Source organism: Blastococcus sp. URHD0036, assembly GCF_000701365.1.
Classification (GTDB): domain Bacteria; phylum Actinomycetota; class Actinomycetes; order Mycobacteriales; family Geodermatophilaceae; genus Trujillonella.
In genome coordinates this window covers 122,580-145,671 of sequence record NZ_JNIK01000006.1, presented here as the reverse complement: position 1 = coordinate 145,671, position 23,092 = coordinate 122,580, and the positions used below count along the sequence as shown (strand labels likewise).

Below are 23,092 nucleotides of genomic sequence, written 5' to 3'. Positions count from 1 at the left end.
AGCCGGTCCTCGCGAGCGGGACCGTCCGGCAGCGTATCGACGGCGCAGGACCGCACCGGGACGGCGCGAGCGGCGTCGCTCACCCGGCCACCCCCTGCGCCCCAACGGGCGCGCCAGCATCGGCGGGGGGCTCCGCCGAGGTCTCCGGCGGCGGCGGTGGCGGGAGCGTGGTGCCCGGCGCCGAGACCGACGTGGACGTGGACGTGGACGTCGAGGCGGAAGTCGACGTCGACGAGGAGACCGTCGCCGGCGACGAGTTCGTGGGCACGGAGGCCGACGTCGGGGCGGGGGCCGGCGCGTCGTCGCCGCCCTGTTCCTCTTCCTCCTCGGTCTGCTCCGCCGGAGGCGTGTAGCCGTCCGGCGCGTAGTAGAGCGTGATGGGCTGGTCGAGGGGGATCGTCCCGGCGGTCGCCGGGTCCGTGGCGGCGATCCCGCCCTCGGCGAGCTCCGCTCCGTAGTCGGCCAGCTGCTGGTCGCCGGCCTCCTCGGTCGTGACGGCGGTGAAGTTCTGCGCGCGCAGGTCCGCGACCGCCGCGTCGACGTCCTCGCCGAGCAGCGCGGCCGGGTCGAACAGCGCCGTCCCCGCCGCCGGCGCGGACGACGGAGCCGAGCTCGAGGCCGACGTCGAGGCGGGGTCGCGGTCGGTGTCGCCGTCCCCTGCGCCACCGCCGCTGTAGAGGACGTAGCCCAGGCCGAGCAGCAGGGCCAGGACGACGGCCGCGACGACCGGCCACACCCAGCGCCGGCCCCGGCGGGGTGGCGGTGCGGCGGCGGCCCCGTCGCCGTCCCAGGGGTCCTCGTCGGCCGGCGGGCCCTCCAGCGGCGGCATGGGCCGTGCCGAGGTGCGCAGGCCCGTCGCGGCGGCGACCGGCGCCGCATCGAGCACCTGGGTGCTCGGCTCCTCCGGTGCCGGCTCGTCGACCGGCAGGGGAACGACCTGGGTGGCCGCGACGGCGGCGGCGGCCATGCCGGTCCCGGCGGGGGCCCGGCTGCCGACGGCGGCGGCGACGGCCCGGATGGCGGCCGCGAAGGCCGCGCCGTCGTCGAAGCGGTCCTCCGGGTGCTTCTCCAGCGCCCGCGCCAGCAGCTGGCGGACGGCGAGCGGCACCTCGGCGGGCAGCGGTGGCGGCGGCCGGTTGATGTGCGCCAGGGCGATCGCCACCTGCGAGGTGCCGTCGAACGGGCGGGAGCCGGTCAGGCACTCGTAGCCGACGACCCCGAGCGAGTAGACGTCGGAGGCGGCGGTGACCTCGAAGCCCTGCGCCTGCTCGGGGGAGAGGTACTGGGCGGTGCCGACGACCATGCCGGTGCGGGTGAGCGGCGTCGCGTCCCGGGCGCGGGCGATGCCGAAGTCGGTCAGCTTCACGACGCCGTCGGGACGGACGATGAGGTTGCCCGGCTTGATGTCGCGGTGCACCACGCCCGCGGCGTGCGCGGCGGACAGGCCGTCGGCGGACTGCCCGAGGACGTGCAGCGTCCAGTCGACGGGGAGGTGGCCCTCCTCGTGCAGGATCGTGACCAGCGGCTGGCCCTCGACCAGTTCCATGACGAGGAACGCCAGGCGCTGCCCGGGGTTGCGCTCGTCCTCGGTCTCGCCGTAGTCGTAGACCGAGGCGATGTTGGGGTGCGTCAGCGCCGCGGTGTGCCGGGCCTCGTTGCGGAACCGGGCGACGAAGCTCGGGTCCCCGGTGTACTCGCTGCGGAGCACCTTGGCGGCGACCACCCGGTCCAGCACGCGGTCACGGGCCCGCCAGACCTCGCCCATCCCGCCGGTGGCGATGGGGGAGGTGATCTCGTACCGCCCCGCGAGGACGGTGCCGGTCGACAGCGCCATCAGTCGCCCTGACCGTCGAGGTAGGCCTGCATGACCTGGCGGGCGATCGGTGCCGACACGTCCCCGCCGGTACCCCCGCCGTTGGCCACGAAGACCGCGACGGCGATCTCCGGGTCGTCGGCCGGGGCGAACCCGATGAACCAGTTGTGGTCCGGCACGCCCTCGCGGACCTGGGCGGTGCCGGTCTTGCCGGCGACCTCCACCCCGGGGATCCGGGCGGCGCGGCCGCTGCCGTTCTCGACGACGCTCACCATCATCTCGGTGAGCTGGTCGGCGACCTCCGGCGACACCGGCTGGGAGAACTCCTCGGGATCGGTCTGCTCGATGACGGTGAGGTCGGGCGCGCGCAGCTGGTCCACCAGGTACGGCGTCATGAGCGTGCCGTCGTTGGCCACGCCGGCGGCGATCATGGCCGCCTGCAGCGGGGTCACACGGACGTCGCGCTGGCCGATCGACGTCTGACCCAGCGCGGCGTCGCTCTCGATCTCGCCGACGCTGCTGCCCTCGGTCTCCATCGGGATCGACAACCCCTCGCCGTCCATCCCGAACGCCTCGGCCATGTCGCGGACGCGGTCCTCGCCCAGCTCGATGCCCAGCAGCGCGAACGCGGTGTTGCAGGAGATGGTCAGGGCCCGGATCAGCGGCTGCTCCTGCGCGGCGTCGCACCGGGAGCCGTTGAAGTTCTCCAGGGTCGTGGAGGTGCCGGGCAGCGTGAGCACGTCCGGCGCGGGGATGACGGTGTCGGGCGTGTAGTCGCCGCTGGAGAGGGCGGCCGCGGACACGATCACCTTGAACACCGAGCCGGGCGGGTAGTTGTCGCTGATCGCCCGGTTCAGCCGGGGGTCGGGGTCGGCGGCCTCCAGGCCGGCCGCGTACGCGTCGACGGCCGCGGCGTCGTGGCTGGACAGCTGATTCGGGTCGTACGTCGGCGTGCTCGCCATCGCCAGGATCGCGCCGGTGGAGGGATCCAGCGCCACGACCGCGCCGGTGACCCCGTCCAGGCCGGCCATGGCGGCCTCCTGGGTCGGGGCGTCCAGGGTGAGGACGACGTCGCCGCCGGAGGGGTCGCGCCCGGTGAACAGGTCGCTCAGCCGCTGGGTGAACAGGCGGGCGTCGTCGCCGGTCAGCACGTCGTTCTCGGCCCGCTCGATGCCGCGGGAGCCGAACCGCACGGAGTAGTAGCCGGTGACCGCGGCGTAGAGGGGGCCCTGCGGGTACTGGCGCAGGTAGGTCAGGGCGTCGTCGGTCTCGGTGGACAGGGCGACCTCGTTGCCGTCGACGACGATGGAGCCGCGCTGCCGGTCGTACTCCTCGTAGACCACCCGGCGGTTGCCCGGGTCGGCGCGGAGCTCCTCGGAGCGGACCACCTGGATGTAGTTGACGTTGACGATCAGCAGCGTGAACAGGACGAGCACGCTGATGGCGACCCGGCGCAGGGGGGCGTTCACGGGCGCACCACCTCGGTGGGCGCGTCGCCGAGCACCACGCGGGCCGGACCGGGCGGCGGAGGCGGCGCGGCGGGCCGGCGGGCGGCGTCGCTGATCCGCACGAGGATCGCCAGCAGCGCGAAGTTCGCGACCAGCGAGGAACCCCCGTAGGCGACGAACGGCGTGGTCAGGCCGGTGAGCGGCAGCAGGCCGGTGACGCCGCCGAGGACGACGAACACCTGCCAGGCGATGGCGAAGGACAGGCCGGCGGCGAGCAGCTTGCCGAAGGCGTCGCGGACGATCAGCGAGCTGCGCAGCCCCCGCTCGACGAGGACGAGGTAGAGCACGATCACGGCGACCAGGCCGAACAGCCCGAGCTCCTCACCGATGGCGGCCGCGATGAAGTCGCTCTTGGCCACGGGCACCTGGTCGGGACGCCCGCCGCCGAGTCCGGCACCGAACAGGCCGCCGGTGCCCAGGCCCAGCAGCGACTGGACCATCTGGTAGCCGCCGCCGTCCCGGTAGGCGAACGGGTCGAGCCACGTGTCCACGCGCACCTGCACGTGGCCGAAGAGCTTGTAGGCGAGAGAGGCCCCGGCGCCGAACAGCAGGACGCCGATGACCAGCCAGCTCGCCCGCTCGGTGGCGACGTAGAGCATCACCACGAAGATCCCGAACAGCAGCAGCGAGCTGCCCAGGTCGCGCTCGAAGACCAGCACGAGGATCGACAGCAGCCAGGCGACGACCACCGGGCCGAGGTCGCGGGCGCGGGGCACCTCGAGGCCCATGACCCGCCGGCTGGCCAGGGCGAGGACGTCGCGCTTGTCCACGAGGTAGGCCGCGAAGAAGATGACCAGGCAGATCTTGGCGAACTCGCCGGGCTGGATGCTGAAGCCCGCCAGGCGGATCCAGATCTTCGCGCCGTTGACCGACGAGATCGACGCCGGCAGCAGCGCGGGCAGGGCCAGCAGGACCAGACCGACGAGGGCCAGCGTGTAGGCGAAGCGCGAGAGCATCCGGTGGTCGCGCACCACCACGAGCACGGCCACGAAGAGGCCGACGCCGAGCGTGGCCCAGACCAGCTGGACGGGGGCGTCCTCGCGGGTCGCCGCGGCACCGACCTGGTCCCCGGCCAGGTCCAGCCGGTGGATCATCGTCAGGCCCAGCCCGGTGAGCAGCGCGACCGCGGGCAGCAGCAGCGGATCGGCGTACGGGGCGAACCGGCGGACGGCGAGGTGCATGACCGCCCACAGCGCGGTGAACCAGCCGCCGAAGGTGGCCAGCTCCGGGCGCAGCGACCCGGTCAGGGTGATGTCGACGACGCACTGGGCCGCCAGCGTGATGACGACGGCGAAGGCGAGCATCAGCAGCTCGGTGCCGCGCCGGGTCGGTGCGGCCGCCGCCGTACCGGGTGCGCCTGCCGACGCCGCGTCGGTGGCCGCGCCCGCCATCACTCCGCCTCCCGGCAGTCCCGTCCCGTGCCGGACGAGGAGGTGGACTCGCTCGAGGGGGGCGCGGTCGTGCCCGTGGTGCTGGTCTCCGAGGGCGAGCCCACCGCCGGCGGAGAGGAGGGGAGGCCGGGCGGGACGAGCGGAGACGGTTCCGGCGTCGGCGTCGGGGTCGACGTGGCCGGGGCCGGCTCCTCCTCGCACCGCGGCAGCGACTGCTCCCGCAGCATGTCCACGCGGTCCTGCGCGGACGCGCGGTCGTCGACGGCGATCCCATCGGTCACCTTGCTCCGGACGTCGGAGCTGAGGTCCTCGACGGCGACGTCGGTGCCGGTCTCCTCGCGGTAGAGGTCCACACCGAGCACGGAGGCGTTGATCCCCCGGTAGACGGTGACCGTGTCGGTCTCCTCGTCCACCCCGACGAACCAGTGGTCGAACACCCACGCGTAGGCGCCGATCCCGGCGCCGACCAGGACGACCAGCGCGGCCAGGGCGAACCACCAGCGGCGCCGGGTGCGACGGCGGTCCGGCGGCGGGGCGCTGGCCATCGGGGTCGCGGGCGGCGGGGCAGCCGGCGGGTCGTGCAGGGCGGCGCGGCCGGCGGCCGACCCGGGGTCGACGGCCCGCTGGCCGACGTTCGCCCCCGCGGCGCCGTCCACCACGGGCTCGGTGAGCATGCCCGAGCCGTCGTCCTCGATGACGTCGGCGACGATCACGGTGATGTTGTCCGGGCCGCCGCTGCGCAGGGCCAGCTCGATGAGCCGGTCGGCGCACGACTGCGGGTCCGGGTCGGCGAGGGTGGTCGCGATCGTCTCCTCGCTGACCACGCCGGACAGCCCGTCGGAGCACAGCAGGTAGCGGTCCCCGGCGCGCGCCTCGCGCATGGAGAGCTCGGGATCGACGTCCTGGCCGTTCAGCGCCCGCAGCAGCAGCGAGCGCTGCGGGTGGTGGTTGGCCTCCTCCTGCGTGATCCGGCCGTCGTCGATCAGGGTCTGCACGAAGGTGTCGTCGTGGGTGATCTGCGACAGCTCACCGTCGCGCAGCAGGTAGGCGCGGGAGTCGCCGACGTGGCAGAGCGCGAGCCGGCCACCGGCGAACAGGATGGCGGTGAGCGTGGTCCCCATGCCCTCCAGCTGCGGGGACTCCCGGATCACCTCGCGCAGGTGCTCGCTGCCGTCGAACACCGCGGCCCGCATCGCCTCGAGCATGTCGCTGGGCGGGGCGTCCTCGTCCAGGTGCTCCAGCGCCGCGATGACCACCTTGCTGGCGACGTCACCGGCGGCGTGCCCCCCCATGCCGTCGGCGACGGCGAGCAGCCGCGGCCCGGCGTAGACGGAGTCCTGGTTGTTCCCGCGGACCAGGCCGCGGTCGGACCGGGCCGCGTAGCGCAGCGCGAGGGTCATCGGAGCGGGCTCCCGTCGGTGCTCATGAGCGCAGCTCCAGCGCCGTCTGGCCGATCCGGATGGGCTGGCCGGGGGCCACGAGCAGCGGTCCCTGCACCCGCTGCTGGTCCAGGAACGTGCCGTTGGTCGAGCCCAGGTCCTCGACGTACCACTGGCCACCCCTGTTGGTCAGCCGGGCGTGCCGGGAACTGGCGAAGTCGTCGGTCAGCACGAGGGTGGAGTCGTCTGCCCGCCCGATCAGGATCGGCTGCTCGCCGAGGGTGATCCTCGTACCGGCCAGCGGCCCTGCGGTCACCACCAGTGTCCGGGGCCCCTTGTTCTTGCGCTTGCCGGCCGCGGCCGCGCGCGGCGGGACGGCGGCCACCCGGCCGACCCGCCCCCCGAAGAGGTCGGCGCGGACGACGCGGAACGCGGCGAAGATGAAGAGCCAGAGCAGCAGCAGGAAGCCGAAACGGAAGATCTGCAGGACGATCTCGGCCGTCACGGCGTCGCCACCCCGGAGGCGCACGGGCAGCCCTGCCCGCTCACGCGCCCTCCTGGCGGTAGACCAGGACGGAGTGGCCGATGCGGATCACGTCGCCGTCGGCCAGCGCCTGACGGGTGACCCGGCGGCCGTTGACCAGGGTGCCGTTGGTGGAGCCGAGGTCCTCGACGAACGCGGTGCCCGAGTCGAGGACGACGTCGACGTGCTTGCGGCTGACGCCGGTGTCGGGCAGCCGGATGTCGGCGTCGGTGCCGCGGCCGATGACGTTGCGGCCGGTGGTCAGCTCGTGCCGGGTGCCCGGGCCGTCGACCATCAGCACGTGGGTGACGCCGGGGTTGGAGCCGGCCCGGCCCACGACCGACGACGGCTGCTGGCGACCGGTGTCGGTGGCCATCCGCGCACGCAGCGGCGGCAGCGGGGGAACGCCCTCCGCGCCCGGCGGGACGGCCGGTGCGACCCCGACGGCGTCCGCGCGCGAGCCGGGACGGGCCGGGTCGGCGACGTGCGAGCCGACCTCGAAGACCCCGGTCGGCAGCGACTCGTCGAGCTCGAGGCGGACCTGCACGTCGCCGAACAGCTGGTAGCCCTCGCCGGCGATGTGCTCGGCGACCATGTCGGCCAGCTCGGCGGCCAGCTGCGCGGACCACTCGGCGAGGTTGTCGAAGTCGGCGCGGCCCAGCCGCACGTCGTAGACGTTGGGTGCCAGCACCCGCCCCTCGCCGAGCACCGAGCGCTGCTCATCGGCCTCGCGGGTCAGCGCCTTGGCGATCTCGGCGGGGTGGACCTTGCCCTTGAAGAGCCGGGCGAAGGCCAGTCCGACCATGCCCTCCAGCCGACGCTCGAAGCGCTGCAGCACACCCACAGTCGCTCCTCCAGGCTCGTTCGGCGCCGACGTCCGGTCCACCCGTGATCGTAGCCGGGCACCGCCGCCCGGACCGGGCAGTGGACCGCGACTCCCCGGACCTGTCCGCAGGAGTCCGACCCCCTCCCGGGACCGCCTGCGGTGGCTGCTAATCTCGTCGGGCGTCCGGGCAAGTGGCGGAATGGCAGACGCGCACGGTTCAGGTCCGTGTGTCCGAAAGGACGTGGGGGTTCAACTCCCCCCTTGCCCACCAGCACGGAGGAGCCGGTCCCCTCGGGGGCCGGCTCCTCCGTCGTTGCGGGGTGGGGAGAGGTCAGCGGGTGGCCTTGACCGCCAGCACCGGGCAGTCGGCGTCGAGCAGGATCCGCTGGGCCTGGCTGCCGAACAGCAGCTTCCCGGTCGGCGACCGGCGGCGCATGCCGATGACGACGAGGCTGGCGCCCGCCCGTTCGGCGGCGTCCACGACCTCCTCGGCGGCGTCGCGGCCGCGGACGAGCTGCTCGATCTCGAACGCAGTTCCCGTGGCGGTCAGCCGGGCGCGCAGGCGCTCGACCTCGCCCTCGTCGAGGAACTTGGGGTCGTTGCTCGCGTTGCTCTGGCCGACGTTCACCACGTGGAGGGACTCCCCCCGGCGGCCGGCCTCCTCGAGGGCCGCGTCCAGGGCGGCCTGTCCTTCAGCACTCGGCGTGTAGCCGACGACGACGGTCATGCGGCGCAGCATAGGGATGACCTGCGTCACCCGGGCCCGACGACCACCCCGCGGCGGGGCGCCCGCGCGGTCAGTGCGGTGCCTTCACCGCCAGCACGGGGCAGTCGGCGTCCAGCAGCACGCGCTGGGCCTGGCTGCCGAACAGCAGCTTCCCGGTCGGCGTCCGGCGGCGCATGCCGATGACGATCACGCTCGCCCGCACCCGCGCGGCGGCCTCGACGAGCTCCTCGGCGGCGTCGCGGCCCCGCACCAGCTGCTCGATCTCGAAGGCGGCGCCGGCGAACAGCAGCCGGTCGGCCAGCCGCACCCGCTCCCCCTCGTCGAGGAACCGGGGGTCGTTCGCCGCGTCCGGCAGGCCCACGTTCACCACCAGCAGCGACTCCCGGCGCCGGTCGGCCTCGGCGAGCGCCGTCTCCAGCGCCGCCTCCCCGCCCGGGCCCGGGACGTAGCCGACGACCACGGTCATGGCCGGAGCCTAGGGACGCGACGGGCCGCCCGCACGCGGCGCGCAGGCGACCTCCTCAGGAGTGCAGCCGGCGCTCGCGGTCCCGGTCGCCGCGCCCCTCGGTGAGGGTCTGGGCGAGCAGCACGACGCCCCACGGGCCGATCACCCAGATCGGCCAGGGGTAGATCCAGTCGGTGGACGCCAGCGAGGTGACCAGCCAGATGCCGACGACGATCACGGCCGTGGACAGCCAGCTGCCCCACGCGGCGGCGCGGCTGCCACCCCACGCCGCCCAGCCCCAGCCCCCGGCGCCGTGCGCGGCCGCCCAGGGTCCGCAGACGCCGGCGCGGTACGCGGCCGCGCGGGACGGGACCGGCGCCGGGGGAGTGGCGGGCCGGGCCGGCTGCAGCGGGGGGAGGTCGGTGGTCAGCTCGTCGAGGTCGCCGTAGGTGCGTGAGGCGTAGGCGCGGGCCAGCCGCTCCTCGTACTCGGCGACCGTCAGGCGCCCGGCGGCCATGTGCTGGCCGAGCAGCTCCGCCACGGCGGTGCGGTCGGCGTCGGCGGCGCGGAGGTGCGGCTCGGGCATGTGACCAGTGTGGCGGCCGCGATCGCCGTCCCACCACTGACGGACGTCACGGATCCGGGGTGCGGAACGGCGGTCCTGCGCCGGTGGCGGGGCTCAGCCGGCGGCCGGCGCCGCCTCGCGGGCCAGGGACCGGCCGATGACCATCCGCTGGATCTGGTTCGTGCCCTCGAAGATCTGCATGACCTTCGCCTCGCGCATGTACCGCTCGGCCGGGTGGTCGCGGGTGTAGCCGGCACCGCCCAGCACCTGGACCGCGTCCGTGGTCACCTTCATGGCCGCATCCGTGGCGACGAGCTTGGCGATGCTCGCCTGCCGCGCGTAGTCCTTGCCGGCGTCCTTGCGGCGGGCAGCGGCCAGGTAGGTGGCGCGGGCGGACTCCACCGCGGCGGCCATGTCGGCCAGCAGGAAGGCGACGCCCTGGTGGTCGACGATCCGCTTGCCGAAGGCCTCCCGCTCGCACGCGTAGGAGACGGCGAGGTCGAGCGCGGACTGGGCCAGGCCCACGGAGACGGCGCTGACGCCGAGCCGGCCGGAGTCCAGCGCCGCGAGGGCGATGCCCAGCCCGCGGCCGCGATCGCCGACCAGCCGGTCGGCCGGGACGGGGACGTCGTCCAGCCGGATCGCCGCGGTGGTGGAGCCGGTCAGGCCCATCTTCTGCTCCGGTGGCGCGGCGCTGAACCCGGCGAGGTCCGGGGTGAGGTGGAAGCAGGAGATCGCCCGCTCGCCGTCGTCCGGGGTCCGCAGGAACGTCGAGTAGAAGTCCGCCTGCCCGCCGTGGGTGACCCAGGCCTTCTCGCCCGTCGCCGTCCATCCGTCGCCGTCGGCCTTCGCCGACGCCCGCATCGCCGCGGGATCGGACCCGGCGTGCGCCTCGGAGAGGCAGTAGGCGCCGAGCAGCCGGCCGCCGAGCATCTCCGGCAGCCACTCGCGGCGCTGCGAGTCGGTGCCGAAGCGGTCGACCGGGAAGCAGGCCAGCGTGTGCACGCTGACGCCGAGCGCGACGCTGGCCCAGCGGGCGGCCAGCTCCTCGACGACCTGCAGGTACACCGCGTAGGGCTGGCTCCCGCCGCCGACGTCCTCACCGAAGGGCAGGCCGAGCAGCCCGGCCTCCCCGAGCAGCGTGAACACCTCGCGCGGGAAGCGCTCCTCCCGCTCGTACGCCGCAGCCTTCGGGGCCAGCTCGCCGTCGGCGATCTCGCGGGTGAGGGCGATCAGGTCGGCCGCCTCCGGGGTGGGCAGCTCGCGGTCGACGACGGGCACGGGGTCCTCGTTCCAGAAGGGAGCAGTACGGAGAACGGTACCTCCGTACTGTTCGTCGTCCTGGGGGATGCTGGCCCGCCGAGTCAGGAGGTGACGATGTCGCTGGAGGCGACGGGCGAGCGGGTGCTCACCGCGCGGCAGGCCCAGCTGCTCGACCAGCTCGAGGAGCTCTTCCTGGCCGAGGGCTTCGCCGGCTTCACGCTCGACGAGCTGGCCGACCGGCTGCACTGCTCCAAGAGCACCCTCTACGCGCTGGCCGGGAGCAAGGAGCAGCTCGCCGCGCGGGTGGTCCGCCACTTCTTCCGCCGGGCCGCCGCCGCCGTGGAGGCCTCGGCGGTCGACGAGGACGACCCGGCGCTCCGGGTGACCGCCTACCTCGCCGCCGTCGCGCGCGAGCTGGCGCCGGCCGGCCCGGCGTTCCACCGCGATCTCGACCGCTTCGAGCCGGCCCGCGCGGTGTACGAGCGGCACACCGCGCTCGCCGCCGAGCGGGTCCGCGAGCTGGTCGACGAGGGCGTGGCCGCCGGCCGGTTCCGGCGTGCGCACCCGGCGCTGGTCGCCGACACCGTCACCACGCTGATGTTCCGCATCGGTCGCGGCGAGACCGGCCGGGCCACCGGCCTGAGCGACGCCGCCGCCTACCGGGAGCTCGCCGCGCTGCTGCTGCACGGGATCAGCCGGTGAGGATCGAGCCGGCCGCCTGGGACGACGCCGAGGTGCGCGGGCTGACGGCCGCCCAGCAGGTCGAGCTGCGGGCCCGGTACGACGGGGCCGGCGAGCCGGGGGTCCCGCCCTCGGCGGCGGACGTCGGCGTGGTGCTCCTGGCCCGGGACGCCGACGGGACGGCGATCGGCTGCGGCGCGCTGCGCGAACTGGAGCCGGGCGTCGCGGAGCTCAAGCGGATGTACGTGGTCCCGGCGGCCCGCGGCCGGGGCGTCTCCCGCCGGCTTCTCACGGCGCTGGAGGCCGCCGCCCTGGAACGGGGCTGGACGACGCTCCGGCTGGAGACCGGCACCCGCCAGCCCGAGGCCGTCGGCCTGTACGAGTCCGCCGGCTACCGGCCGATCCCCGCGTTCGGCGCCTACGTGGCCGACGACGACCCCTTCGCGGTCTTCTTCGAGCGGGGCTTGCCGGCGCGTGACGATCTCGTCGGTGGGGTGCGGCAACGTGGCTGGTCCACCCACCCACTCCTGGAGGACCCGTGAGCACCGTCGTCCGCATCCCGTTCGAGGTCACCGGCTGGGAGCCCGAGGAGCTCGTGCTCGGTGAGCCGGGCCCCGTCGCCTTCGGCCGGGTGACGCTGCGCAAGACGTTCCACGGCCCGCTGACCGGCACCAGCGTGGTGGCCATGACCTCGGCGGCCGTGGGGGAGACCCCGGCCGGTTACGTGGCGCAGGAGCTGGTCACCGGCACGCTCGAGGGCCGCACCGGCACGTTCGTCGTCCAGCACTCGGGAGTGGTCGACGGCGCGGACTCACGGGCCTCCGGTGTCGTGCTGCCCGGGACCGGCACGGGCGAGCTCTCCGGCCTGCGCGGCACCGTGGAGCTGACGCACGACGAGTCCGGCGCCGTCCTGACCCTGGACTACGACCTGACCTGACCGCCCGGGATGTGGTGGGCTGCTCGGCATGAGCGTGCCGCCGCACACGACCTGGCCCCCGATCGAGCCGCTCGACGTCGAGCTGGTCAGCGGCGACGCGCGGCTGGCCGTGGACCTCCGCGGCGGCGGGATCCGGGCGCTGTCGGCCGGCGGCTGGGCCGTCGTCGACGGGTACCCGACCGGCACGGTGCCCTCGGGCCGCCGCGGCGGGGTCCTGCTGCCCTGGCCCAACCGGCTCCGGGGCGGGCGCTGGAGCTGGGCCGGCCGGGAGCGGCAGCTCGACGTCGTGTCGCCGGCCGCGCCGAACGCGATCCACGGACTGCTCTCCTGGCAGCCGTTCGGCGTGCTCAGCCGCTTCTCCGACGCGGTCACCGTCGGCGCCGTGCTGGAGCCGCGGTCGGGTTACCCGTTCCGGCTTCTCGTGGCGCTGGACTACGCGCTGACGCCGCAGCGGCTCTCGGTGACCGTGCGGGTCCGCAACGCCTCCGCCGAGCCGGCTCCGTTCGGGGTCGGGATGCATCCCTACCTCGCGGTCGGCGGGGACGGCGACGGCGCGATCGCCGAGGCGGAGCTCACCGTGCCGGCATCCACCGCGCTGGTCACCGACGGCGGGCTGCCCACGGGCGGGCGGGAGCCGTTCGACGGCGCGGTGGGCCGGATCGGCGACCGGGCGATCGACACCCCGTTCACCGGCCTGGAGCGGGACGACGACGGCTGGGCCCGGGTGCGGCTGCGCGGCCCGGCCGGCTCGGTGGAGCTCGCCGTCGACCGTGCCTGGCCGTGGCTGCAGGTCTACACCGGCGACACGCTCCCGGCCGGCCAGCGCCGGCGCAGCGTCGCGGTCGAGCCGATGACGTGCCCGCCCAACGCCCTGGCCGACGGGGTGGACCTCGTGGTGCTGGAGCCCGCGGCGACCTGGTCGGGGACGTGGACGCTGGCCTGGGACCCCGCGCGCTGAGGTGCGCGGAGCCGACGAGGAGCAGGATCAGCCCGTGCGCACCGTCTCCCTCCGCCCCGGCGAGGACTCCATCCGGCTCGGCCAGTTGCTCAAGCTCGTCGACGCCGTGCCCACCGGCGCCCAGGTGAAGGACGTGCTGGTCACCGGCGACGTCCGGGTCAACGGCGAGCCCGAGGACCGGCGCGGCCGGCAGGTCCGCAAGGGCGACGTCGTCTCCATCGAGGGCGTCGAGGAGATCCGTGTCGGGTGACAGCCGCGGGAGCATCGCAGCGAGGGACGAGCGAGGAGCGGACCGGGCGCGGAAGCCGACCGAGGGCAGAGCGGTGGACGTCGGCACCGGTTCCACGTGGAACCGGGCCGGGACGGGGCCGTGGCGCTCCCCGCGCTGGCCGGCCGACGCGCCCGGGGGCCCGGACTTCGCCGCCGTCCGTGCCGAGTTCGACGTCCCGGTCGACTTCCCGCCCGAGGTGCTCGCCGAGGCCCGGGCCGCCGCGGCGACCCCGCCGATGCCGGAGCTGGACGCGACCGACCTGCCGCTGGTGACCCTCGACCCGCCGGGCAGCCAGGACCTCGACCAGGCGGTGCACCTGGCCCGGGACGGCGCCGGCTACCGGGTCAGCTACGCGATCGCCGACGTCGGCGCCGTCGTCCGGCCCGGCAGCGCCCTGGACGCCGAGGCCCGGCGTCGCGGCCAGACGCTCTACACCCCCGACCTGCGCGTCCCCCTGCACCCGCCGGTGCTGTCGGAGGGCGCGGCCAGCCTGCTGCCCGGCCAGGACCGCGCCGCCGCCCTCTGGACGATCCGGCTGGACGCCGACGGCGGGGTCCGCGAGGTCGACGTCCGCCGGGCCCGGGTCCGCAGCCGCGCCCAGCTCGGCTATCCCGACGTGCAGCGCCAGGCGGACGCGGGCGGGCTGCCCGATCCGCTCGCGCTGCTCCCCGAGCTCGGCCGGCTCCTGCAGCAGGGCGCGCTGGCGCGGGGCGCCACCGAGCTCGGCACCCCGGAGCAGCAGGTCGAGCGGACCCCCGCGGGCGGCTGGACCCTGACCGCCCGCGGCGCCCTCCCGGTGGAGGGCTGGAACGCGACCATCTCGCTGCTCACCGGCCGGTGCGCCGCCGCGCTGATGCTCGACGGCGGGGTCGGCCTGCTCCGCACCCTGCCGCCGGCCGCTCCGGAGGCCGTGGCGGCGCTGCGCCGGATCGCCCCGCACCTGGGGGTCGACTGGCCCGAGGGGGCGAGCCCGGGCGCCGTGATCGCCGCCCTCGACGCCGACCGGCCCGAGCACGCCGCCTTCCTCGAGGAGGCCGCCGCCCTGCTGCGCGGAGCGGCCTACACCCCGTTCGACGGCAGCCCGCCCGAGCAGGCCGGACACGGCGGGGTCGGCGCGCCGTACGCGCACGTCACCGCGCCGCTGCGGCGGCTGGTCGACCGGTTCGGCACCGAGGTCTGCCTCGCGCTGGCCGCCGGTCAGCAGCCGGACCCGGCCATCCGCGCGGCCCTGCCCGAGCTGCCGGCGCTGATGGCCGCCTCCGACCGGCGCACCCACGCGGTGGAGCGCGCGGTCGTCGACGCGACGGAGGCGTGGTTGCTGAGCGACCGCGTCGGCGAGGAGTTCGACGCCGTCGTGGTGGACGCCGAGGGGTCGCGGGGCACCGTCGTCCTCACCGACCCGGTGATCCGGGCCCGCTGCACCGGGGACCTGACCCCCGGCACCCGGGTGCGGGTGCGCCTGGCGGAGGCCGACCCCGGGAAGCGGTCGGTCCGGTTCGAGCAGGCTCGGTGACACGGCGGCCGGCGCGGCTGGGCAGGATGGGGCGATGAGGATCGGGGTGGTCCAGCACGACATCGTCTGGGAGGACCGGGACGCGAACTTCGCCCGGCTCGGCCCCCGGGTGGCCGGCGCCGCGGCGGCCGGTGCCGAGCTGGTCCTGCTGAGCGAGACGTTCTCCACCGGCTTCTCGATGACCCCCGGGATCGGGGAGCCCGAGGGCGGCCCGTCGTCGACGTTCCTGCGGGAGCAGGCGGCCGAGTACGGCGTCTGGGTGGCGGGCAGCTGCCCGGAGATCGCCGACGACGGCGCGCTGCCGTTCAACTCCTTCGTCCTCGCCGGACCGGACGGAACGGTGCACCGCTACCGCAAGCTGCACCCGTTCACGCACGGCGGCGAGCACGAGCGCTTCCGGGCCGGGGAGGCGCCGCTGACCGTGGAGATCGGCGGCCTGCGGGTCACCCCGTTCGTCTGCTACGACCTGCGCTTCGCCGACGTCTTCTGGCGGGCGGCGACGGACACCGACGTCTACCTGGTGACGGCGAACTGGCCGGCCGCGCGGCGGCTGCACTGGCAGACGTTGCTGCAGGCCCGCGCGATCGAGAACCAGGCGTACGTGGTCGGCTGCAACCGGGTGGGCGTCGCCGGCGACGGCACCGAGCACGCCGGGGACAGCCGGATCGTCAGCCCGATGGGCGAGCTCCTGGCGACCGCGGCCGGCGTGGAGACCCTCGTCCTGGCCGACGTCGACCCGGCCGAGGTGGCCGCGACCCGCGACCGCCTGCGCTTCCTCCCCGACCGCCGCGCCCTGTAGTGGAGTGCGGCAGCGCAGGTTTCCTGCGCTGCCGCACTCCGCATCAGGCCCCGGCGGGAGAGCCGCTCTGGTCCACCACGACCTGCTCCCGCTGCACCCGGTCGGTGACCGTCTCGGTGCCGGTCACCACCTCGGTGCGCAGTCGCACGCGCTCCACCGGCACGACCTCGACGGTCACGACCGGGCGCTCGGCGTACAGCACGATCTCCTCGGGCAGCCCGCCGCCCACGACCGGGATGGGGGAGGTGGTGGGTGCACCCGCCGCCACCTCGTCCGGGCCGGTCAGCGACTCGCCGGGCCCCGGGTCGGGGGCGTCGATCGGGACCTCCTCGACCCGGATCTCCTCGCGCCGGATCGGCACGGTGATCTGGACCTCCTCGGTGACCACGTACTTGACCAGGCGGGCCCGCGTGGCGGCCACCCGCTCGGTGGCGACCTGCAGCCGCTCCTCGCTGCGCACCATGCCGCCGTCCCCGGACGGCGCCGCGGCGGGCGCCGGCGGCGGCGGGGGAGCGGCGGCGACGACCGGGGTCTCGGCGGTGTCCGTCGGCGTGGCCACCGGGATGCCCGGATCGGTGCGCGGAGCGGTCTCCGGGGTGGCGGGCAGCGCGGTGTCCAGCCCGTAGTGCCGGCGCAGCTCCGCCTCGTCGGAGGGGTCGAGGTGGTCCCCGGTCAGGTGCGGCGCCGCCCGGACGGCGTCCCTGGTCACGGGCAGCCGGAGGCCGCCGTCGGCGTAGGACGCGTCCACCGCCGGCACGATCGAGTGCTTCGTGCCGAACAGCCCGGTGGTGACGGCGGCCCAGGTCGGCGCCCCCGTGCGGTCGTCGACGAAGAAGTGTTCGACGGTGCCGATCCGCTCTCCGTCCTGGCCGTATGCGTGGCCACCGATGGCGGCCGACACCTCGCGCTCGCTCAACATGGGTGGGCTCCCCTCAGGCAGACCGTCCGTCGGACGGTGCTCGGCCTGAGCGTGCCCAGCCGTCGGGCCGGGTGAACATCGTGGGCGGGCCGGGGGTCGCCCCTGTGCCCTACCGTCGGGCGGGGAGGGCGACCGGAGGACCCGGTCCCCGGAGGAGGACGACGTGGTGGACGGGCACGTGGAGATCGAGCGCAAGGTCGAACCCGGCCCGGACTTCGCCGTTCCGGACCTCACCGCGGTCGACGGCGTCGCGGCGGTCGGCGAACCGGTCGAGCACCACCTGGCGGCCACCTACTTCGACACCGCCGACCTGCGCCTGGCACGGGCCGGGGTGACGCTGCGCCGCCGCACCGGCGGGACCGACGCCGGCTGGCACCTGAAGCTGCCCGCCGCCGGGCACGCCCGCACGGAGGTGCACCACCCACTCGGCCCACGCCGTGCCGTCCCGCCGAAGGCGGTGGTCGCGCCGGTGCTGGGCATCGTGCGCACCGCGCCCGTGGCCGCCGTCGCGGCCCTGGACACGACCCGGGTGGTGACGACGGTCCTGGCCGACGGGGGCCGGGTGCTCGCCGAGGTCGCCGAGGACTCCGTCACCGGCACCGCGTTCGCGCCCGACCCGGGGGACCCGGCGACGGTCACCACCTGGCGGGAGGTCGAGGTCGAGCTCGTCGAGGGCGACGAGACGCTCCTGGACGCCCTGGTCGGCGCCCTCGTCGAGGCGGGTGCCGCGCCCTCGGACTCGCCCTCCAAGCTCTCCCGGGTGCTCGCCCACCGCCTCCCCGAGGTGCCGGCCGCGACGGCCGGGACGAACGGCGGCAGGGGCAAGAAGGGCGGGAAGGGCAAGAAGGCGAAGCCGGCGGGGGCGACCGCCGGCGACGTCGTGCTGGAGGCGCTGCGGGGCCAGGCGGCGGCGCTGCAGGCCGCGGACCTGTCCGTACGAGAGGGAGCCCACGAGGGCGTGCACGACCTCCGGGTCGCCTGCCGGCGGCTGCGCAGCATCCTCGCGGCGTTCCGGCCCGTGCTCGAGCGCGAGGCCACGGATCCACTGCGGGAGGAGCTCCGCTGGGTGGGGGCGGCGCTCTCCCCGGCCCGGGACGGCGAGGTGGCCCTCGCCCACCTGCGCGAGCTCGTCGAGGCCCAGCCGGTCGAACAGGTGCGCGGCCCGGTCCTGGCGCGGCTGCGGACCGCCACGGTGAAGGAGGGCGACGCGGCACGGCGCGCGACCCTGCGCGCCCTGACCGACCGCCGGTACCTCGCCGTCCTGGACTCCCTCGACGACCTGCTCGCCTCTCCTCCGCTGGCCGGGTCCGCCGGCGACCCGGCCGGACCGGTGCTGGCCAAGGCGATCCACCGCAGCGGCAAGCGGATGTACGCACGGATCGAGGCCGCCCGTGCCGTGCACGGCGAGACCGTGGGGGAGGACTCGCCGCTGCACGACGTCCGCAAGGCCGCCAAGCGCGTCCGGTACACGGCGGAGGTCGCCGTCCCCGTGCTGGGGAGGCCGGCCGAGGAGCTGATCGGCACCATGAAGGACGTCCAGGAGGTCCTCGGGAACGCGCAGGACACGGTCGTGACCCGGGACCTGTGCCTGCGGCTGGGCCGGGCCGCCGGCGCGGCGGGGGAGCCGACCTGGACCTGGGGGCGGCTCCACGCGCTCGAGGAGGCCCGCGCCGCGAGCTGCGCGGCGGAGTTCTGGGCGCAGGAGCCCGGGCTCCGTGCAGCGGTCCGCGCCGCGACGCGCTGAGGGGCCGCGTGTCCTTCTTCGCCCTGCTGGGGTTCGGCACCGTCCTCCTGCTGGTCCTCGGGCTGGTGCACGTCTACCTCTGGTCCCGGCTCGTCCGGAGCACCACGCGACCCGGGCCGGTCCGGCGGCGGCTGACCGTGCTGCTCGCCGTCCTCTTCGTGCTCCCGGCCGCCGCGCTGCTCCTGCGGCGGTCCCTGCCCCTCGGCGTCGCCACCCCGCTGGACTGGGTGGCCTACACCTGGCTGGGCACGGCGTTCTACCTGTTCCTGACGCTGGTGGTCCTGGAGCCGGTGCGCCTCGCCCTCCGCCGCTGGAGCCGCCGGCCGGACGCCGTCCTCCAGCCCGCCGGGGGCCCGCACGCGGAACGCGAGGCGGTCCCGGATCCCTCGCGCCGGTTGTTCCTGGCGCGCTCGCTGGCCGGAACGGCCGGCGTGGTGGCGCTGGGCACCGCGGGCACGGGGGTGTACCTCGCCAACGCCGCGCCGGTCGTCCGGCGGGTGCCGGTCACCCTGCAGCGCCTGGACCCGGCGCTGGACGGGCTGCGGATCGTCACCTTCTCCGACGGGCACCTGTCACCGACCTACGGGGGCCGGCGGTTCGAGCGGCTGGTCGAGATCGTCAACGACCAGCGCCCCGACGTCGTCGCCATCGTGGGGGACCTGGTCGACGGCGACGTCGACGAGCTGGCCGCGGACGCGGCCCCCTTGGCGGACCTGGTCAGCGAGCAGGGCGTCTTCTTCGTCACCGGCAACCACGAGTACTTCGTCGACACCACCGCGTGGCTGCGCCACCTGCCCACGCTCGGCGTCGAGGTGCTGCGCAACGAGCGCGTGCCGATCCGGCGCGGCGCCGCGTCGTTCGACCTGGCGGGGATCGACGACCGCACGGCGGCCGACTCCGGGCTGGCCGGGCACGGAGCCGACCTCGACGCCGCGCTGGACGGCCGGGACGACGCCGTTCCGGTGGTGCTCCTGGCGCACCAGCCCGTGATGGTCGACCAGGCGCGGACCGCCGGCGTGGACCTGCAGCTGTCCGGCCACACCCACGGCGGTCAGCTCTGGCCCTTCGACTACGCCGTGCGACTGGACCAGCCGTCGGTCGAGGGGCTCTCCCGGCACGGCGACACCCAGCTGTACGTCACCTCGGGCGCGGGGTACTGGGGACCGCCCATGCGGATCGGGGCGCGGCCGGAGGTCACCGTGGTGGAGCTGCGCGCCCCAGGGCGCTGACCGGTCAGACGGGATCGGTGCGCAGGGACCGCAGCACGCCCATGACGTGGTCGCACACCTCCGCCAGCGGGCGGCGGCCGTCCTCGTTCGCCCAGCGCATGAGGATCTGCGTGCTCGCCGCGAACAGCGTGAAGACGGTCAGCTGGACGGCCAGCGACGTGCGATCGCACCGCACGTACTCGAGGTGCTCGACGACGACCGACGCGGCGTCCCGCTCGATCTCCGACGCCCGCATCTGCAGCGACCGGGTGTCGCCCACCAGCCGCCACTGGCGCAGCAGCTCGGCTCGCGCGTCGCCCTCCTCGAACGCCTCCAGCCAGAGGCGGATGACCCGCTCCACGTGCTCGGTGACCGACGTCGCGGGCCCCGCCCCGTCGAGCAGCTGCCTGATCTCGCCGTGGTCGGCGGCCTGCAGGACGATCCGGTCCTTGCTGGGGAAGTGCGCGTAGAAGGTGGGGACGGAGACGCCGGCGCGCGACGCGATCTCGCCCACGCTGACCTGGTCGAAGCCCTGCTCCTCGAACAGCTGCATCGCCACCTCGTAGATGCGGCGGTTGGTGGCGGCACGCCGTCGGCTGCGCAGGTCCCCGGACACGGTCGCAACCTCCCACGGAATCGGTCCTGGCGGGAGCCGGTGCAGGCACTCATCGCCGCGCCGACCTGTAGCTCCTCCCGTCGGCGAGCTCCGTCAGGTGACCGGGCCACCCATGGTGCGCAACGTCGTGAGCACCTCGTCGAAGACCTCCTGCACCGGCCGGGCGCCCTCTTCCTCCGCCCAGCGCAGCAGTACCAGCGTGTAGGACGAGAACAGCGCCATCACCACGAGCTCGGTGGCCAGCTTCCGCGCCGGCGCGAGGACCGCCGGGGGGAGGGTGCTCAGGACGATCTCGGCGGTCGCGCGCTCGTACTCGGCCGCTCGCAGCCGCAGCCCCGGCGTGGCCACCACCACCCGCCACCGGTCGAGCATCTCCTCCGCCTCCCGGCCCTGCGCCGCGGCCAGCCACGCCAGCATCGCGTCGCGGACGGTCATGAAGACCGACTCGACCGGGCCGCCGGCCAGTGCGTCGGCCAGGACGGCCTGGACCGCGCGCCGATCGGGGAGCGGGAGGACGACGTGCTCCTTGTTGGCGAAGTGCGCGTAGAAGGTCGGCACGGAGACCCCGGCGGCCGAGGCGATGTCGCCGACGTTGACGGCGTCGTAGCCCCGCTCGAGGAACAGCTCCATCGCCACCTCGTACAGCCGACGGTGGGTGGCCGCGCGCCGGCGGCTGCGAGGGTCCTCGGACACGACGGCAACCTCTCGTGGCATCGCGGCACATTCTGTCGCAACACACTAGACGTCCCAGACGACATGACGTCCGTACGTATTCTTCACGTACCGTCGAACGGTGACCAGCGCAGTGTCGGGCCCGAAGTACCTCTCGGTCCGTGAGCACCTCCGCCGCCGTGTCTCGGCGATGCCCGAGCAGACGCTGCTCCCCCCGGAGCCGGTGCTGTGCGCCGAGTACGGCGTCAGCCGCATCACGCTGCGCCGCGCGGTCGACGGGCTGGTGGCCGACGGCCACCTGGTCCGGGAGCAGGGCCGGGGCACCTTCGTGAAGCGCCCGGGCATCCGGCACGAGTACCGCGAGAGCTTCGTGCACCGGATCGCGGGCTGGAGCTCGGTGATGACCGAGCAGGGGGCGCAGGTCGGCACCACGGTGCTCACCCAGCGGGTGGTGCCGGCGCCGGTGCCGGTCGCCGCCGAACTGGACATCGACGTCGCCGATGACGTCGTGGAGCTGGTCCGCCTGCGCAGCGTGGACGGGCTGCCCAACCACGTCGCGCACAGCTTCCTGCCCGCCGGGCGGTTCCCCGGGACGGTCGACGCCGATCTCGACGACGGCTCCCTCTACGACCTCCTGCGGGCCCGCTACGACGCCGACCTGGCGCACGCGCGGATCGTCGTCGACGTCGGCACGGCCACTCCCGAGGAGGCCGAGCAGCTGCACATCGTGGCCGGTTCGCCGCTGCTGGTCGTGCGGACGACGGTGCGCGACAGCACCGGGAGGCCGCTGGTGCACAGCTTCTCCCGCCTGCGGCCGGACGTCAGCCGGGTGGAGTTCGAGGTCTCGGTCACCGGTCCCGGCAGCAACCCGGTCGGGTGACGGAACGATCACGCGTGCATCACCGGTGGTCGAGGCGGGTATGGAGTCCCCACCAGGCGCCCGATCGGGGGTGACGGCGCCTCCGGTGCACCGGCCACGGGCACCCGGCGACCGCCGGGAACGCCCCCGGCCGGACAGACTGAAGGAGACAGCTGTGATTGGTCAGATCATCGGGCTCATCGTCGTCGGACTCGTGATCGGTGCCCTCGCTCGCCTGATCACCCCGGGCAAGCAGCACATGAGCATCGTCGCGACCCTCGCCCTGGGTGTCGTCGGCGCGATCATCGGTGGCCTCATCGGCGGCCTGCTCAACGACAACACGAGCCCGTTCGAGCTCAACTTCCTCGGCTTCGTCTTCGCCGTGATCGCCGCGGTGCTCCTGGTGGGCATCGCCGAGCGCCTCTCCTCGGGTCGCAGCAGCCGCACGCTGCGCTGACCCAGCCGGTCGCCGGGGGACCCGGTCGGGCGCTACAGCTCGATCGAGTCCCCCGGCGCCAGCCGGCGGTACGGCGTCGGGGTCCCCGGTCCCCGCTCGCCGAGCAGGCCGCCCACGAGGTTCAGCCCGATGTCGTTGAGCGGTGCGTCGTGCACCGCGTACGCCCGGGCCGCGTCGACCTCCCGCACGTAGTCGATGACCTCCGAGACCTTGAGCCACGGCGCGTAGACGGGGAGCAGCAGCGTCGTCAGCGGGGCGCCGGGCACGGTGAACGCGTCACCGGGGTGGAAGACCTCGCCGCCCACCAGGAAGCCGATGTTCCCGATCTGCGGGATCTCCGGGTGGATGACCGCGTGCAGCTCGCCGTGCACCGTGACGTCGAACCCCGCGATCTCGACCGCGTCACCGTCGCCCACCACGTGCACCCGGCTCCCCAGGCCCTCCAGCTGGCCGGCGACCGAGCCGTTGGTCCACACCTCCAGCGCCGGGTCGTCGGCCATCGCCGCGCGCAGCGCCTCGGGCGCGAAGTGGTCGAGGTGCTCGTGCGTGATCAGCACGGCACTGGCCCCGCGGAGGACCGCCGGGTCGGTGAACATGCCCGGGTCGAGGACGAGCCGGCGGTCCGCGTCACTCACGACGACGCAGGCGTGCCCCTGCTTGGTCATCTCCATGACGCCATCCTGCCCCGCGCGCCGACGACCGGCCGGGCGTACCGGGCCTCCCCCGGAGGGGTGAGGCGGAACGGCCGGGACTCCGCCGGCGGGCGTCCGAGGCCGACCACTGGTCCATGACCACCGCCTTCGCCCGGACCACCACCTTCGTCGCCGCCCGCAGCCGGGCGCACGGCCCGACCGCCGCCCTGTGGCACGCCGTCGAGGTGCACCGCCACCCCAGTGAGGTCGACGGCGCCTGCGAGCTGACGCTCTGCGGGTCGCTCGCACGGATCAGCGTGGAGCAGGCCTGGCCCGTCGCCGACCGCGACGTCTGCGTCTCCTGCGTCGTCCTGGCCGGCTGACCG

General features: G+C 75.0%; 26 protein-coding genes and 1 tRNA gene. 13 read left to right on the top strand and 14 right to left on the bottom strand.

Annotated features, from left to right (window positions below; all coding sequences use genetic code 11):
- Positions 1-79 precede the first annotated feature (79 nt).
- From N555_RS0106490 to N555_RS0106465, 6 genes are read right to left on the bottom strand one after another with little or no spacing between them, the layout of a single operon-like run.
- Positions 80-1,834, bottom strand: coding sequence for a serine/threonine-protein kinase (locus N555_RS0106490; RefSeq protein ID WP_051683799.1), 1,755 nt, complete (start codon positions 1,832-1,834; stop codon positions 80-82).
- Positions 1,834-3,282 (bottom strand): peptidoglycan D,D-transpeptidase FtsI family protein, encoded by a 1,449-nt coding sequence (locus N555_RS0106485; RefSeq protein ID WP_029430683.1) that lies wholly within the window; start codon positions 3,280-3,282, stop codon positions 1,834-1,836. The genes N555_RS0106490 and N555_RS0106485 overlap by 1 nt, the downstream gene beginning before the upstream one ends.
- The gene (locus tag N555_RS0106480) at positions 3,279-4,712 is read right to left on the bottom strand and encodes an FtsW/RodA/SpoVE family cell cycle protein (RefSeq protein ID WP_029430682.1); all 1,434 of its coding nucleotides are present in this window, start codon (positions 4,710-4,712) and stop codon (positions 3,279-3,281) included. The genes N555_RS0106485 and N555_RS0106480 overlap by 4 nt, the downstream gene beginning before the upstream one ends.
- A complete protein-coding gene (locus N555_RS0106475; RefSeq protein WP_029430681.1) occupies positions 4,712-6,112 on the bottom strand; it encodes a PP2C family protein-serine/threonine phosphatase in 1,401 nt (466 codons plus the stop codon). The genes N555_RS0106480 and N555_RS0106475 overlap by 1 nt, the downstream gene beginning before the upstream one ends.
- A gap of 22 nt (positions 6,113-6,134) precedes the next feature.
- A complete protein-coding gene (locus N555_RS0106470) occupies positions 6,135-6,596 on the bottom strand; it encodes an FHA domain-containing protein FhaB/FipA (RefSeq protein WP_029430680.1) in 462 nt (153 codons plus the stop codon).
- Between the two features lie 40 nt (positions 6,597-6,636).
- A complete protein-coding gene (locus tag N555_RS0106465) occupies positions 6,637-7,458 on the bottom strand; it encodes an FhaA domain-containing protein (RefSeq protein WP_029430679.1) in 822 nt (273 codons plus the stop codon).
- Positions 7,459-7,625: 167 nt separating this feature from the next.
- Between N555_RS0106465 and N555_RS0106460 the strand changes: the two genes are divergently transcribed.
- Positions 7,626-7,711, top strand: a tRNA-Leu gene (locus N555_RS0106460).
- A 60-nt stretch (positions 7,712-7,771) separates the two neighbouring features.
- On the opposite strand, the gene N555_RS0106455 is transcribed toward N555_RS0106460, so the two are convergent.
- From N555_RS0106455 to N555_RS0106440, 4 genes are all read right to left on the bottom strand, one after another.
- Positions 7,772-8,167, bottom strand: a complete 396-nt coding sequence (locus tag N555_RS0106455) for a universal stress protein (RefSeq protein ID WP_029430678.1) — start codon at positions 8,165-8,167, stop codon at positions 7,772-7,774.
- Between the two features lie 70 nt (positions 8,168-8,237).
- Positions 8,238-8,633 carry a universal stress protein gene (locus tag N555_RS0106450; RefSeq protein WP_029430677.1) on the bottom strand — a complete coding sequence of 132 codons (396 nt, stop codon included), beginning with the start codon at positions 8,631-8,633 and terminating at the stop codon, positions 8,238-8,240.
- A 55-nt stretch (positions 8,634-8,688) separates the two neighbouring features.
- Entirely contained in the window at positions 8,689-9,198 is a 510-nt protein-coding gene (locus N555_RS0106445) for a DUF1707 SHOCT-like domain-containing protein (protein WP_029430676.1), read from the bottom strand.
- A gap of 93 nt (positions 9,199-9,291) precedes the next feature.
- Positions 9,292-10,458, bottom strand: a complete 1,167-nt coding sequence (locus N555_RS0106440; protein ID WP_029430675.1) for an acyl-CoA dehydrogenase family protein — start codon at positions 10,456-10,458, stop codon at positions 9,292-9,294.
- Positions 10,459-10,554: 96 nt separating this feature from the next.
- Here N555_RS0106440 and N555_RS0106435 point away from each other — a divergent pair, with 96 nt between their 5' ends.
- From N555_RS0106435 to N555_RS0106405, 7 genes are all read left to right on the top strand, one after another.
- On the top strand, positions 10,555-11,142 hold the full coding sequence (locus tag N555_RS0106435; RefSeq protein WP_029430674.1) for a TetR/AcrR family transcriptional regulator: 588 nt from the start codon (positions 10,555-10,557) through the stop codon (positions 11,140-11,142).
- Complete coding sequence (locus N555_RS0106430) at positions 11,139-11,663, top strand: GNAT family N-acetyltransferase (protein WP_081866030.1); 525 nt, start codon at positions 11,139-11,141, stop codon at positions 11,661-11,663. The genes N555_RS0106435 and N555_RS0106430 overlap by 4 nt, the downstream gene beginning before the upstream one ends.
- Positions 11,660-12,058 (top strand): DUF3224 domain-containing protein, encoded by a 399-nt coding sequence (locus tag N555_RS0106425; RefSeq protein WP_029430672.1) that lies wholly within the window; start codon positions 11,660-11,662, stop codon positions 12,056-12,058. The genes N555_RS0106430 and N555_RS0106425 overlap by 4 nt, the downstream gene beginning before the upstream one ends.
- A gap of 28 nt (positions 12,059-12,086) precedes the next feature.
- On the top strand, positions 12,087-13,016 hold the full coding sequence (locus N555_RS0106420; protein WP_051683798.1) for an aldose 1-epimerase family protein: 930 nt from the start codon (positions 12,087-12,089) through the stop codon (positions 13,014-13,016).
- A gap of 34 nt (positions 13,017-13,050) precedes the next feature.
- Complete coding sequence (locus tag N555_RS0106415) at positions 13,051-13,266, top strand: RNA-binding S4 domain-containing protein (protein WP_029430670.1); 216 nt, start codon at positions 13,051-13,053, stop codon at positions 13,264-13,266.
- A gap of 73 nt (positions 13,267-13,339) precedes the next feature.
- On the top strand, positions 13,340-14,800 hold the full coding sequence (locus N555_RS0106410; RefSeq protein WP_081866029.1) for an RNB domain-containing ribonuclease: 1,461 nt from the start codon (positions 13,340-13,342) through the stop codon (positions 14,798-14,800).
- A gap of 34 nt (positions 14,801-14,834) precedes the next feature.
- A complete protein-coding gene (locus N555_RS0106405; protein ID WP_029430668.1) occupies positions 14,835-15,599 on the top strand; it encodes a nitrilase-related carbon-nitrogen hydrolase in 765 nt (254 codons plus the stop codon).
- Between the two features lie 43 nt (positions 15,600-15,642).
- On the opposite strand, the gene N555_RS0106400 is transcribed toward N555_RS0106405, so the two are convergent.
- Positions 15,643-16,518 carry a PRC and DUF2382 domain-containing protein gene (locus N555_RS0106400; protein WP_029430667.1) on the bottom strand — a complete coding sequence of 292 codons (876 nt, stop codon included), beginning with the start codon at positions 16,516-16,518 and terminating at the stop codon, positions 15,643-15,645.
- A gap of 163 nt (positions 16,519-16,681) precedes the next feature.
- On the opposite strand from N555_RS0106400, the gene N555_RS0106395 reads away from it, so the two are divergent.
- The gene (locus tag N555_RS0106395; protein ID WP_029430666.1) at positions 16,682-18,262 is read left to right on the top strand and encodes a CYTH and CHAD domain-containing protein; all 1,581 of its coding nucleotides are present in this window, start codon (positions 16,682-16,684) and stop codon (positions 18,260-18,262) included.
- Between the two features lie 8 nt (positions 18,263-18,270).
- Complete coding sequence (locus tag N555_RS0106390; protein WP_081866028.1) at positions 18,271-19,491, top strand: metallophosphoesterase; 1,221 nt, start codon at positions 18,271-18,273, stop codon at positions 19,489-19,491.
- Between the two features lie 4 nt (positions 19,492-19,495).
- Here the strand turns inward: N555_RS0106390 and N555_RS26655 are convergent, their stop codons facing one another.
- Together N555_RS26655 and N555_RS26650 are read right to left on the bottom strand one after the other, a co-directional pair.
- Positions 19,496-20,086, bottom strand: a complete 591-nt coding sequence (locus N555_RS26655; protein WP_029430664.1) for a TetR/AcrR family transcriptional regulator — start codon at positions 20,084-20,086, stop codon at positions 19,496-19,498.
- A 93-nt stretch (positions 20,087-20,179) separates the two neighbouring features.
- Complete coding sequence (locus tag N555_RS26650; protein WP_029430663.1) at positions 20,180-20,779, bottom strand: TetR/AcrR family transcriptional regulator; 600 nt, start codon at positions 20,777-20,779, stop codon at positions 20,180-20,182.
- A gap of 100 nt (positions 20,780-20,879) precedes the next feature.
- Between N555_RS26650 and N555_RS0106375 the strand changes: the two genes are divergently transcribed.
- Both N555_RS0106375 and N555_RS0106370 read left to right on the top strand, forming a co-directional pair.
- On the top strand, positions 20,880-21,638 hold the full coding sequence (locus tag N555_RS0106375; RefSeq protein WP_029430662.1) for a GntR family transcriptional regulator: 759 nt from the start codon (positions 20,880-20,882) through the stop codon (positions 21,636-21,638).
- Between the two features lie 154 nt (positions 21,639-21,792).
- On the top strand, positions 21,793-22,074 hold the full coding sequence (locus N555_RS0106370; protein WP_231502621.1) for a GlsB/YeaQ/YmgE family stress response membrane protein: 282 nt from the start codon (positions 21,793-21,795) through the stop codon (positions 22,072-22,074).
- Between the two features lie 32 nt (positions 22,075-22,106).
- On the opposite strand, the gene N555_RS0106365 is transcribed toward N555_RS0106370, so the two are convergent.
- Entirely contained in the window at positions 22,107-22,745 is a 639-nt protein-coding gene (locus N555_RS0106365; protein WP_029430660.1) for an MBL fold metallo-hydrolase, read from the bottom strand.
- A 116-nt stretch (positions 22,746-22,861) separates the two neighbouring features.
- Between N555_RS0106365 and N555_RS0106360 the strand changes: the two genes are divergently transcribed.
- The gene (locus N555_RS0106360) at positions 22,862-23,089 is read left to right on the top strand and encodes a hypothetical protein (RefSeq protein WP_029430659.1); all 228 of its coding nucleotides are present in this window, start codon (positions 22,862-22,864) and stop codon (positions 23,087-23,089) included.
- Positions 23,090-23,092 lie beyond the last annotated feature (3 nt).

Bases quoted from the DNA above. Each gene is read 5' to 3' on its own strand.
- N555_RS0106475 (WP_029430681.1), bottom strand. From the start codon at position 6,112: ATGACCCTCGCGCTGCGCTACGCGGCCCGGTCCGACCGCGGCCTGGTC.
- N555_RS0106420 (WP_051683798.1), top strand. From the start codon at position 12,087: ATGAGCGTGCCGCCGCACACGACCTGGCCCCCGATCGAGCCGCTCGAC.
- N555_RS0106490 (WP_051683799.1), bottom strand. From the start codon at position 1,834: ATGGCGCTGTCGACCGGCACCGTCCTCGCGGGGCGGTACGAGATCACC.
- N555_RS0106400 (WP_029430667.1), bottom strand. From the start codon at position 16,518: ATGTTGAGCGAGCGCGAGGTGTCGGCCGCCATCGGTGGCCACGCATAC.
- N555_RS0106435 (WP_029430674.1), top strand. From the start codon at position 10,555: ATGTCGCTGGAGGCGACGGGCGAGCGGGTGCTCACCGCGCGGCAGGCC.
- N555_RS0106360 (WP_029430659.1), top strand. From the start codon at position 22,862: ATGACCACCGCCTTCGCCCGGACCACCACCTTCGTCGCCGCCCGCAGC.
- N555_RS0106405 (WP_029430668.1), top strand. From the start codon at position 14,835: ATGAGGATCGGGGTGGTCCAGCACGACATCGTCTGGGAGGACCGGGAC.
- N555_RS0106455 (WP_029430678.1), bottom strand. From the start codon at position 8,167: ATGACCGTCGTCGTCGGCTACACGCCGAGTGCTGAAGGACAGGCCGCC.
- N555_RS0106480 (WP_029430682.1), bottom strand. From the start codon at position 4,712: ATGGCGGGCGCGGCCACCGACGCGGCGTCGGCAGGCGCACCCGGTACG.
- N555_RS0106450 (WP_029430677.1), bottom strand. From the start codon at position 8,633: ATGACCGTGGTCGTCGGCTACGTCCCGGGCCCGGGCGGGGAGGCGGCG.
- N555_RS0106365 (WP_029430660.1), bottom strand. From the start codon at position 22,745: ATGGAGATGACCAAGCAGGGGCACGCCTGCGTCGTCGTGAGTGACGCG.
- N555_RS0106445 (WP_029430676.1), bottom strand. From the start codon at position 9,198: ATGCCCGAGCCGCACCTCCGCGCCGCCGACGCCGACCGCACCGCCGTG.